11 protein-coding genes are annotated in these 10,445 nt (G+C 48.7%); 2 read left to right on the top strand and 9 right to left on the bottom strand.

All coding sequences use genetic code 11. The annotated features are described in order from the left end of the window. The first annotated feature begins 32 nt into the window (after nt 1–32). Both ald and DWU89_RS03115 read left to right on the top strand, forming a co-directional pair. Complete coding sequence (gene ald, locus DWU89_RS03120; RefSeq protein WP_115498216.1) at nt 33–1,136, top strand: alanine dehydrogenase; 1,104 nt, start codon at nt 33–35, stop codon at nt 1,134–1,136. Nucleotides 1,137–1,287: 151 nt separating this feature from the next. Continuing rightward, nucleotides 1,288–2,013: a tetratricopeptide repeat protein gene (locus DWU89_RS03115; RefSeq protein ID WP_115498215.1), complete on the top strand. Its 726-nt coding sequence runs from the start codon at nt 1,288–1,290 to the stop codon at nt 2,011–2,013. A gap of 83 nt (nt 2,014–2,096) precedes the next feature. Here the strand turns inward: DWU89_RS03115 and rseP are convergent, their stop codons facing one another. The 9 genes from rseP to DWU89_RS03070 form a co-directional block, all read right to left on the bottom strand. Then, complete coding sequence (gene rseP, locus DWU89_RS03110) at nt 2,097–3,422, bottom strand: RIP metalloprotease RseP (protein WP_115498214.1); 1,326 nt, start codon at nt 3,420–3,422, stop codon at nt 2,097–2,099. A gap of 26 nt (nt 3,423–3,448) precedes the next feature. Further along, nucleotides 3,449–4,597, bottom strand: coding sequence for a 1-deoxy-D-xylulose-5-phosphate reductoisomerase (locus DWU89_RS03105; protein ID WP_115498213.1), 1,149 nt, complete (start codon nt 4,595–4,597; stop codon nt 3,449–3,451). Nucleotides 4,598–4,602: 5 nt separating this feature from the next. Further along, nucleotides 4,603–5,475, bottom strand: coding sequence for a M23 family metallopeptidase (locus tag DWU89_RS03100; RefSeq protein WP_115498212.1), 873 nt, complete (start codon nt 5,473–5,475; stop codon nt 4,603–4,605). 15 nt (nt 5,476–5,490) lie between these two features. After that, the gene (rimM, locus tag DWU89_RS03095) at nt 5,491–6,012 is read right to left on the bottom strand and encodes a ribosome maturation factor RimM (protein WP_115498211.1); all 522 of its coding nucleotides are present in this window, start codon (nt 6,010–6,012) and stop codon (nt 5,491–5,493) included. 11 nt (nt 6,013–6,023) lie between these two features. Beyond that, nucleotides 6,024–7,328 (bottom strand): UDP-N-acetylglucosamine 1-carboxyvinyltransferase, encoded by a 1,305-nt coding sequence (murA, locus tag DWU89_RS03090; protein WP_115498210.1) that lies wholly within the window; start codon nt 7,326–7,328, stop codon nt 6,024–6,026. Further along, complete coding sequence (locus DWU89_RS03085; RefSeq protein WP_115498209.1) at nt 7,325–7,936, bottom strand: DUF4290 domain-containing protein; 612 nt, start codon at nt 7,934–7,936, stop codon at nt 7,325–7,327. The genes murA and DWU89_RS03085 overlap by 4 nt, the downstream gene beginning before the upstream one ends. Nucleotides 7,937–8,042: 106 nt before the next feature. Next, nucleotides 8,043–8,717 (bottom strand): RluA family pseudouridine synthase, encoded by a 675-nt coding sequence (locus DWU89_RS03080; RefSeq protein WP_115498208.1) that lies wholly within the window; start codon nt 8,715–8,717, stop codon nt 8,043–8,045. Between the two features lie 3 nt (nt 8,718–8,720). Beyond that, the gene (fabG, locus tag DWU89_RS03075; protein ID WP_115498244.1) at nt 8,721–9,467 is read right to left on the bottom strand and encodes a 3-oxoacyl-[acyl-carrier-protein] reductase; all 747 of its coding nucleotides are present in this window, start codon (nt 9,465–9,467) and stop codon (nt 8,721–8,723) included. A 19-nt stretch (nt 9,468–9,486) separates the two neighbouring features. Next, nucleotides 9,487–10,431, bottom strand: coding sequence for a 3-oxoacyl-ACP synthase III family protein (locus DWU89_RS03070; RefSeq protein ID WP_115498207.1), 945 nt, complete (start codon nt 10,429–10,431; stop codon nt 9,487–9,489). Nucleotides 10,432–10,445: the final 14 nt, after the last annotated feature.

The following is a 10,445-nucleotide window of genomic DNA, read 5'->3' as shown; positions in this document are numbered from 1 at the left end:
TGGAGGCCAATAAACCATTAAATACTAACAATATGATCATCGGAATTCCTAAAGAGATTAAGAACAATGAGAACCGCGTGGCACTTACGCCCGCCGGTGCAAAGGAGTTGGTAACACGAGGACACACCGTGTATGTACAGCACACAGCCGGTGAAAACAGCGGATTTCCGGATGCAGCCTATGAGGCGGCAGGCGCCCAGATCCTCCCCTCTATCGGAGATGTATATAAGATTGCCGAGATGATCGTCAAAGTAAAAGAACCTATCGCAGCCGAGTATCCCCTCGTACGAAAAGGGCAATTAGTATTCACCTATTTCCATTTCGCTTCCGACGAGAAACTGACATTAGCCATGATGGAAAGCGGCTCTATCTGCTTAGCATACGAAACGGTCGAGAATCCGGACGGTACGCTTCCGCTGCTGATCCCCATGAGTGAAGTCGCCGGCCGCATGTCCGTACAGGAAGGCGCCCGTTTCCTTGAAAAGCCGCAAGGCGGAAAAGGCATCCTGCTGGGTGGCGTTCCGGGTGTCAAGCCCGCCAAAGTGCTGGTGTTGGGCGGCGGTGTGGTCGGACATAACGGAGCCTTGATGGCTGCCGGCATGGGTGCGGATGTCACGATTGCCGATATCTCCCTGCCACGCCTACGTTATTTAGACGAGATCATGCCGGCCAATGTCAAGACATTATATTCTTCCACCCATAACATCGAACAAGAACTTCCGACAACCGACCTCGTGATCGGTGCCGTCCTGATTCCGGGAGCCAAAGCGCCCCATCTCATAACCCAGGAGATGCTCAAGTTGATGAAGAAAGGCAGTGTGCTGGTAGACGTCGCCATCGATCAGGGCGGCTGCTTCGAGACCTCACACCCGACGACCCATGCCGATCCGATCTTCGAAGTGGAAGGGATCGTACACTATTGCGTAGCCAATATTCCGGGGGCCGTTCCTCAGACTTCCACCCTCGCCCTCACCAACGCCACGCTTCCCTACGTCCTGAAGTTGGCGGACAAAGGATGGCGGAAGGCTTGCGAAGAAGACAAAGGGCTGGCACTCGGTCTTAATATCGTGGAAGGCAACATCGTCTATCCGGCAGTAGCGGAAGCGTTCGAATTGCCTTGCTCCACCGCTCTATAAAATGATACAAACAATATAAAAAACATAGGGGCAGCGAAAACGTTGCCCCTTCATATTCTTTATAAATCTAAAAAAACACAAAAACCTTTTGTCCCTTACATCACACTTACTACCTTAGTCGAATTAATTTTAAAATATACATTTAATCACCATGAAGAAAATTATCTTATTACTGGCTTTTTGCCTGAGCGTAGGCAATTTATTCGCTCAAGACGCGAACGCAGACAAATTGCGTGAAGAAGGAGATGCAGCCATGACTGCTAAAAACTATCCTGAAGTTGTCACCAAGTACAGCGAATTTCTGAAACTAACAAACTATGAAGATGAAAGCCGTATCTTTAACTGTGCCTTTGCAGCCTTTAATGCAAAACAGTTTGACAACGCTATCAAATTCTACGACATGGCCATCCAGAAAGGCTATAAAGTCGACGACGCTTACGTAGGGAAAGCAATGTCTTTGCGTAGCCAGGACAAAGCAGCCGATTTCACAACAACAGTCGAAGCAGGTTTAAAAGTCAACCCGCAAAATACCAATTTGGAGAAATTACTCTACGGTTACTGCATGAAAAAAGGACAGGCAGCCCAGAAAGCCGGCAAGACAGACGAAGCGGAAGAACTGTTCAAAGACGTTCTGGTTGTCGGAAACAAGACATACAAAGGCAACGCCCTCTACAGCCTCGGCGTAATGTTTTACAATGCAGGTGCTAAAATCTTGACAGATGCCACTCCTATCGCAACATCCGATCCGGATAAATACGCTGCCGAAAAGAAGAAAGCAGACGCCCAGATGGCAAAAGCAAAAGGTTACCTGGAGCAGGCAATCGCCTTGAATCCGGCAGATGCCAATTCCAAAAAGATTCTGGATGCTATCAAATGACAAAATAATTCAGAAAACAATAGAACAAAAAAAGGCGGATCGCAATGACCCGCCTTTTTTTGTATAAATGCTTGTGCTTCCCGCTACTTGAAGAAGTACCGGAAGATGTCGTTGCCGTTCGCATAAATCAACAAGGCGAACAGGAGGAACATGCCGGTGACCTGCGCATATTCGAGGAACTTGTCGCTCGGCTTGCGGCGGGCAATCACTTCATAGATCAGGAACATCACATGTCCGCCGTCCAATGCCGGGATAGGCAATATGTTCATAAAGGCAAGGATGATGGAAAGGAATGCCGTCCTCATCCAGAATGTCTGCCAATCCCATTCGGCAGGGAACAGGTTTCCGATCGTTCCGAAACCGCCTAAGCTGGAAGCGCCTTCTTTCGTAAAGACATATTTCATGTCGCTCACATAGCCTTTCAACGTATTCACGCCCAACATAACGCCGGCGGGGAATGATTCAAGGAAGCTATATTTGCGAGTCACGGTCTGATATATATCAAAATAAGAGAGAGAATAAACGCCTAACTTGCCTGCCGTATCAGTACGCAATGTCAAGGACTGCGGGGCGCCGGCGCGGTAAAATCCGACCGTGATATCTTTATCCTTATTCTGCGCCAATATTTCTCCGACTTCATAAAAAGTAGGCGTCATAACACCATTGATCGACACGATACTGTCCTTCGGTTGCAGCCCGGCAATAGCGGCGGGCGAATCATTTCCGGCAAGCTCGCGCACGACCATCGGGAAACGGTAAGCGGCAAAGCCTTGCTTGTCACGCATAAAACGCTGTGCCATATCTTCGGGGATGGGAATGATGGTTTCCACACCGTCGCGCAGAACTGTTACAGTCTGTGCATTGAGCACATGGCGCAAGCAATCTTCACCGAAACGTTCCAGTTCCGTATCGTCAGCCCGCAAAAGGACATCGCCGTCACGAAAGCCTACGTTATGGAAAGTTTCGCTGTAATCCATACCGGCTTTCACGTTCTTCAAAGGCAGGTAGGTATCACCCCAGGTAAACAATACCATCGAATAGATAAAGAGAGCCAGCAGGAAATTGAACAATACGCCGGCAATCATAATCATCAACCGTTGCCCGGCTGGTTTGGAGCGGAACTCGTAAGGCTTGGGCGGTTGTGCCATTGCCTCTTTGTCCATGCTCTCGTCTATCATACCGGATATCTTGCAATAACCTCCCAAGGGAAGCCAGCCGACGCCGTATTCCGTTTCACTGTTTTTAGGCTTGAACTTGAATATCGAAAACCAGGGGTCGAAAAAGAGGTAGAACTTCTCTACCCTGACCTTAAAGATACGGGCAAAGATAAAATGCCCGAACTCGTGGACCAGGACCAATATCGATAAGCTCAGAATGAGCTGTAGTGCCTTAACCAAAAATGTTTCCATCTATTATTCTTTAATTTATATATTCTTTAAAACAAACTCGCCGCTATGCGCCGCGCCTCCGCATCTGTCGCCACATAGTCGTCATAGGTGGGGACAGGGACAAAGGTGGCTTTTGCCATTGTTTTTTCGATCACTTCACTCATCTGCAAGAAACCGATCTCGTCGCGCAGGAAAGCAGCCACCACCACTTCGTTAGCCGCATTCAGGATACAAGGCATATTCCCGCCTTTCCGGATGGCATCGAAAGCAAACGCAAGGTTGCGAAAACGCTCCATGTCGGGCTCTTCAAAAGTAAGCGTTGCATATTGGCTGAAATCCAGACGGGGCGCTTTACTGTGCAACCGTTTAGGATAAGAGAAGGCATAGCTGATCGGCAGCTTCATATCGGGAATACCCAACTGTGCCATCACCGCGCCGTCCTCGAACTGAACCATCGAATGGATCACGGATTGCGGATGTACAACGACCTGTATCTGTTCCGGAGTCACTCCGAACAGCCATTTCGCCTCGATCATCTCGAAACCCTTATTCATCATGGAGGCCGAATCGATCGTGATCTTGGCGCCCATACTCCAGTTCGGATGTTTCAACGCTTGCGCCTTGGTAACAACAGCCAGTTCTTCCATAGTCTTCGTCCGGAAAGGACCGCCGGAAGCCGTTAGTAATATCTTCTCGACCTGATTCTCCCATTCCCCCGCTAAACACTGGAAAATGGCAGAATGTTCAGAATCGACAGGAAGGATCGGCACCTTATGTTCGACAGCCAACGCTGTGATCAATTCGCCTGCCACGACCAGGGTTTCCTTGTTTGCCAACGCGATCGCCTTGCCTGCTTTGATAGCGGCAATCGTCGGTTTCAGACCGGCATAGCCCACCATAGCCGTCAGGACCATATCGATCGGTTCCGACTGGACCACCTGGGCTATTGCATCCGAACCCGCCCACACTTTGATAGGAAGGTCTTCCAGCGCCTCTTTCAATTCGGGATATTTCTGTTCGTTGGCGATCACCACCACTTCGGGCATATATTTACGTGCCTGGTTGATCAGGAGATCGACCTGATTATTGGCAGTGAGAGCATATACTTCAAAAAGGTCGGGATGTTCACTGACAACTTCCAGTGCCTGCGTCCCGATAGAACCTGTAGAGCCTAATATGGCCAAGCTTCTTTTCATGCGTATTAAAATGCTATATATTCTTCGGGGTTGACCGGACTGCCTTTATACCACAACTCAAAATGGAGATGAGGGCCTGTCGACAGTTTCCCCGTATTGCCTACCAAAGCGACGGCTTCACCCGCCACAACACGGTCGCCCACCTCTTTCAGCAATAGTTCATTATGTTTATAGATCGATAAAAAACCGTTCTTATGCTGTACCTGTATCACATTTCCACTATTCGGATCGAAACCGGCAAAGATCACCGTGCCGTCCAACGTTGCCAGCACACTCTCTTTCGGAGCGGCCACCAGATCGACCCCGTAATGGCGGATATTGGCATCATAATGGGCAGAGACAACACCGTTCACCGGCTTGTAGAAGAAGACCCCGTCGGTCGGAACCGGGTTCGGGTCCAGCACAGCCAGGTTATATTTCTCCGCCTCCTCAAACTCTTTTACAAATTTCGTTTCTTCCTTGCTGCGCGGAATCTCATAATCCGGATTGACACGCGCCAGCGAATCGATCTCGCGAATCGAATCGATCGGCATCGTCCCCGACAGGATACCGGCAACATTATTCAGATAAAGGGATTGAATCTGTATCATCCTTTCTAACGAATCAGCACGCAGGGCGTTTTGCATGATCTCTTTCCGGACTTCCACATCCAGATAACCCGGCAGGTAGTTTCGTATCGGCGTCTTAATAATGATCAACGATGTGAAAACAATCAGCAGAAAAGCGAACAAGCCCAACATGGCAAACGCGGAAAGCTGCGACAAACGGAACGACCATACTTCCTCCAATGTACTTTCGTTGAAGAAAGACAGCTTATATTTAAACCGGATCCGGTGCCAGAATGATTTTGTGTTTGTTCGTTTTTGCTTACGTGCCATGTGTATTCATCAATTTCATAAATCCAGCAAGCCGTCCGGAATGGACACGACCAGCTTTTTATTCTCGTGATCAGCCGACAGGATCAGCTCTTCGACAGCCGGCAACAGGAGTTCCTCGCCATTATGGTCGATCTGCAGAAGTACGTTGAGCGTCGATTCATCGACATCGGTCACCTCTCCTATCTCGCCATGTACCTCGTCTATGACGGTATAGCCTATAAAGCTGTCCCATGTCATATCTCCGACCAGGTCATCTTCGTCCACCTCATCGAGCGGGTAGAACACTTCGCGGTTGGAAAATTCGCGGGCTGCCTTTTCATCGTCCACATTCTTCAACTTCAGCAAAATGACTGTGTCCGTCTTATAACGGTACTCTTCGATAAAAAAAGGAACCAGGATTCCGTCCATCTCGCAGACGATATACGGATCGTCCGAATCATCGAATACGTCACTGTTCGTCACTAATGCGATCTCCCCTTTTATGCCATGAGGTTTGGCAAACTGTCCTATCTTGAAAACGTCTTCTTTCTTTATCATGACAAGAATGTTTAAAGTCGGGTAATACGTGCCCCGATGCTATTCAACCGTTTGTCAATATTCTGATATCCGCGGTCTATCTGGTCGATGTTATGGATACGGCTGGTCCCTTCGGCGCTCATGGCGGCAATCAGCAGGGCGATACCGGCACGGATATCCGGAGACACCATATTGGAAGCACGCAGTTTGAAGCGGTTTCCCAGACCGATCACAGTTGCCCGGTGCGGATCACAAAGGATAATCTGCGCTCCCATATCAATCAGTTTGTCGACAAAAAAGAGACGGCTCTCGAACATCTTCTGATGGATCAGCACGCTGCCGACCGCCTGTGTCGCTACAACAAGGAAGACACTCAGCAAGTCCGGCGTCAGTCCCGGCCAGGTCGCATCGGCAATTGTCATGATAGAACCGTCGATAAATGTCTCGATCTCGTAAGAATCGTGTGCCGGGATATGGATATCGTCTCCCATCTGTTCGACGGTGATCCCGAGGCGGCGGAATGAATCGGGAATAATTCCCAACATTTCATAGCCTGTATTCTTAATCGTAATGTCGGAACCGGTCATAGCGGCCATTCCGATGAAACTGCCGACCTCGATCATATCCGGCAGGATCGTATGTGTCGTACCGCCCAACGCCTCAACCCCTTCAATCGTCAGCAGATTAGAGCCGACACCCGAAATACGGGCTCCCATGCGGTTCAGCATGGAGGAAAGTTGTTGCAGGTATGGTTCGCAGGCAGCATTATATATCGTTGTTTTTCCTTCCGCCAGCACAGAAGCCATCAGGATATTAGCCGTACCGGTCACAGAAGCTTCGTCGAGCAGCATATACGCACCTTTCAGCTTCTTGGCTTCAATTTCGTATAACTGACGGTCCGGATCATAACCAAAGCTGGCACCTAATTTCTGTATGCCGACAAAATGAGTATCCAGACGGCGACGTCCGATCTTATCTCCTCCCGGTTTCGGGAGCAATGCCTTTCCGAAACGGGCGACCAAAGGCCCGACAATCATCACCGAACCGCGAAGGGAACTGCTCTTACGCAGAAACTCGTCCGTTTCGAGATAATTCAAGTCGACGGCATCCGCCTGAAAAGTATAAGTATCGGCTGCCGGACGCTCCACCTTCACCTGCATCTCACGCAAGAGCTGGATCAGGTTGTTCACATCCAGGATATCGGGGACATTATGAATCGTCACTTTCTCCGGCGTAAGCAGTGTCGCGCAGATCACCTGCAGGGCCTCGTTCTTCGCGCCCTGGGGTACAATCTCACCGGACAGCCGGTAACCGCCTTCTATGACAAATGAACTCATCGGCCTTTACGTGAATAGTTCTTTTTGCTGCCGCCGCTGTTTGTATTGTTGCGTGCGAGGATGTCACGGCTTTCCGCCAGCTTGTGCACCTCTTCGTCCAACACAATCTGTCCTTCCGACAGTTCGTCCAAATCTTTAAATATCTTCCGGTCGTCAACTGACTCCTTATTCCAGGTCAGGAACGACTTCTTCATCTGGGTAGCCAACAATTTGACAAGTTGGTCCTTCTCGGCTCCCGGCTCAAATTCCGTTGCTTTCTGAATCATCTTTTCAAGCGTCTTTCCATAATGACGGTACCGGATGCGCTGGTTGTTATACGGCAAACGCGGCGGACGCGAGTAAAGGTCTTCCTTGCGTATGATCTCATACGGATAATCGATATCCAGTTTAAAATCAGCCATGATAGCCAGATGGTCCCACAAAATATGCTTGAAGTCATTTACATCGCGCAAATGGGGAAACATGTTTCCCATGATGTTAATTATAGAATCGGCACAGCGTTTACGTTCTTCCCTATCCTGAATAGCGACACAATAATCTACCATATTCTGTATATTACGTCCGTACTCAGGCATCACTAATTTCTTTTCTTCTGTATTATATTTCATTACAAATTCAGTTTATCCGACAAAGTTACAGATTATAATTGACTTAAGCAAGACGGTCCCGTAACAGGAAATACGGCAGGAGAAGTTTTTATAGTTTTTACAGTTTTCAACTTTCAACTGTAAGCGCTTTCCAAAGCGCATCCTCCGGAACAGGAGCAACAATGCTGACCGGTTCTTTTGAGACAGGATGGATAAATTCGGCACTGCGGGAATGCAGGCTGATACCGCCGTCAGGGTTGGAACGGGGGAAACCATATTTCAAGTCGCCTTTGATGGGACAGCCCATTTTGGCAAGCTGGCAACGGATCTGATGATGACGGCCGGTTTTCAGGTCTATGGCCAATAGATAATAATTGTCCGAGCGGGCAATTACTTTATAGTGCAGGATTGCTTTCTTGGCATCCGCCCGTTTCGTGTTGTAAGCATAACTCTTGTTTTGCTTCTCATTGCGGACAAGCCAGTTCACCAGTTCGCCTTCTTCCGCCGGCGGACAGTTCTTGACGATCGCCCAATAGGTCTTCTTCACCTCACCCACACGAAACATTTCATTCAGACGGGAAAGCGCCTTGCTTGTCTTGGCAAACAAAACGACGCCGCTAACCGGGCGGTCCAGCCGGTGCGTAACGCCTACAAAGACATTACCGGGTTTACAATACTTCTCTTTCAGCCACGCCTTAAGCATGTCTGAAAGAGGAGTATCACCGGTTTTATCTCCTTGTACAATCTCGCGGCAAGTCTTGTTTACCGCAATAATATGATTGTCTTCGTAGATAACTTCCATATATTACATGTTCATGCCACCGTCAACCTGGATCACCTGGCCGGATACGTAAGAAGACATATCGGAAGCCAGGAATGTAGCGATGTTAGCCACATCTTCAGGCGTACCGCCGCGACGCAGAGGGATCTTCTTTGCCCACTCGGCCTTAATCTCTTCCGACAAGGCAGCCGTCATATCTGTCATGATAAAGCCCGGAGCGATTGCGTTGGCACGGATGCCGCGTGAACCTAATTCCTGTGCAACAGACTTAGCCAGACCGATCATACCTGCTTTGGAGGCGGAATAGTTGCTCTGGCCGGCATTACCGTGTACACCGACAACGGATGCCATATTGATAATACTGCCTGAACGCTGTTTCATCATCACCGGAGTACAAGCGTGGATAAAGTTGAAAGCAGACTTCAGATTGACACCGATAACAGCATCCCACTGGCCTTCGCTCATACGCATCATCAGGCCGTCTTTCGTGATACCGGCGTTATTCACCAGAATATCAACACGACCGAAGTCTTTTACCACTTCAGCGACCACGTTATGTGTTTCTTCGAAATTGGCAGCGTTGGAAGCATAACCTTTTGCTTTTACGCCCAATGCTTCAATCTCTTTCTGGGTAGCCAGACCGTTTTCGTCGATCACCAGGTCCGTGAATGCAATGTTTGCGCCTTCGGCTGCGAACTTCAATGCGATAGCTTTGCCGATACCGCGTGCGGCACCGGTAATGATTGCCACTTTTCCTTCTAATAATTTCATATTCATTTCGTTTTTAGATTCAACATTTAATCAGACAGGCTCCTGCCGAATAACCACCGCCGAACACGGTGATAGCCACCAGGTCGCCTTTCTTGAAACTATGATCGTTCTGAGCATACACCAATGCGGAACTTACAGAACCGGTATTGCCTAATTCTTCAATATTATGCAGGAACTTTTCTTCCGGCAGTTCGAGTTGCTTGGCTATATTGGACATGATACGCATATTAGCCTGATGACCGATGAAGTAAGTCAGGTTGTCCAGTGTGTAACCATTCTTCTCTAACAGGAAGAGCACATTCTTCGGCATATAGGTACAAGCCTGGATAAAGACATCACGTCCTTCCGGCATCATGATACCGCCGTCGCACGGACGGAGATGCACGGCATCCGGAGCTTTGCCCAGATGGCCGAGTCCTTGCGTAAAGACTTCCACCACTTCCGGGTCTGTATCCGACACACGTTCCTTTGAAATAAAGAAAGCTGCTGCCGCATCGCCCCAGAGGTGACCGGCTTTCGGGTCCGTTTCATTATAATAAGCAGAGTTCTTGTCCGCAGAAAGAATCAATGCTTTTGTTGCTTTTCCCATAGCGAAATATCCCTCCACTACTTCCAGCGCATTCAAGAAAGAAGAACAGGCGGAAGAAAGATAGAGTGCTTTTGCGTTCTCGATATTAAATTCGTGCTGGACAAGATGGGCAGCAGTCGCTACCGTATCATAAGGGGAATAAGAGGCTGATATAATCAAGTCTACTTCCGTGATGTCATACGGTAATTTGGGAAGGGCATTGCGGACAGCATCCATACTCATCGTATTAATATTTTCCTCCGCTTTTGCTTTGGAGCGGGAACGAATTCCTGTACGTTGTTCAATCCACTCGCTTGTCAGCCCGTTTAACTCTAAAAAATGTTGGTTATCTACCCGTTCTTCAGGCACATAAAACCCTGTTGCATTAATAAACATTCCTCAGTATTGTG

This window comes from Parabacteroides acidifaciens (genome assembly GCF_003363715.1).
GTDB lineage: Bacteria > Bacteroidota > Bacteroidia > Bacteroidales > Tannerellaceae > Parabacteroides > Parabacteroides acidifaciens.
This window is presented reverse-complemented; position numbering and strand designations above follow the sequence as displayed.

Bases quoted from the DNA above. Each gene is read 5' to 3' on its own strand.
- ald (WP_115498216.1), top strand. From the start codon at position 33: ATGATCATCGGAATTCCTAAAGAGATTAAGAACAATGAGAACCGCGTG.
- DWU89_RS03115 (WP_115498215.1), top strand. From the start codon at position 1,288: ATGAAGAAAATTATCTTATTACTGGCTTTTTGCCTGAGCGTAGGCAAT.
- rseP (WP_115498214.1), bottom strand. From the start codon at position 3,422: ATGGAAACATTTTTGGTTAAGGCACTACAGCTCATTCTGAGCTTATCG.
- DWU89_RS03105 (WP_115498213.1), bottom strand. From the start codon at position 4,597: ATGAAAAGAAGCTTGGCCATATTAGGCTCTACAGGTTCTATCGGGACG.
- DWU89_RS03100 (WP_115498212.1), bottom strand. From the start codon at position 5,475: ATGGCACGTAAGCAAAAACGAACAAACACAAAATCATTCTGGCACCGG.
- rimM (WP_115498211.1), bottom strand. From the start codon at position 6,012: ATGATAAAGAAAGAAGACGTTTTCAAGATAGGACAGTTTGCCAAACCT.
- murA (WP_115498210.1), bottom strand. From the start codon at position 7,328: ATGAGTTCATTTGTCATAGAAGGCGGTTACCGGCTGTCCGGTGAGATT.
- DWU89_RS03085 (WP_115498209.1), bottom strand. From the start codon at position 7,936: ATGAAATATAATACAGAAGAAAAGAAATTAGTGATGCCTGAGTACGGA.
- DWU89_RS03080 (WP_115498208.1), bottom strand. From the start codon at position 8,717: ATGGAAGTTATCTACGAAGACAATCATATTATTGCGGTAAACAAGACT.
- fabG (WP_115498244.1), bottom strand. From the start codon at position 9,467: ATGAAATTATTAGAAGGAAAAGTGGCAATCATTACCGGTGCCGCACGC.
- DWU89_RS03070 (WP_115498207.1), bottom strand. From the start codon at position 10,431: ATGTTTATTAATGCAACAGGGTTTTATGTGCCTGAAGAACGGGTAGAT.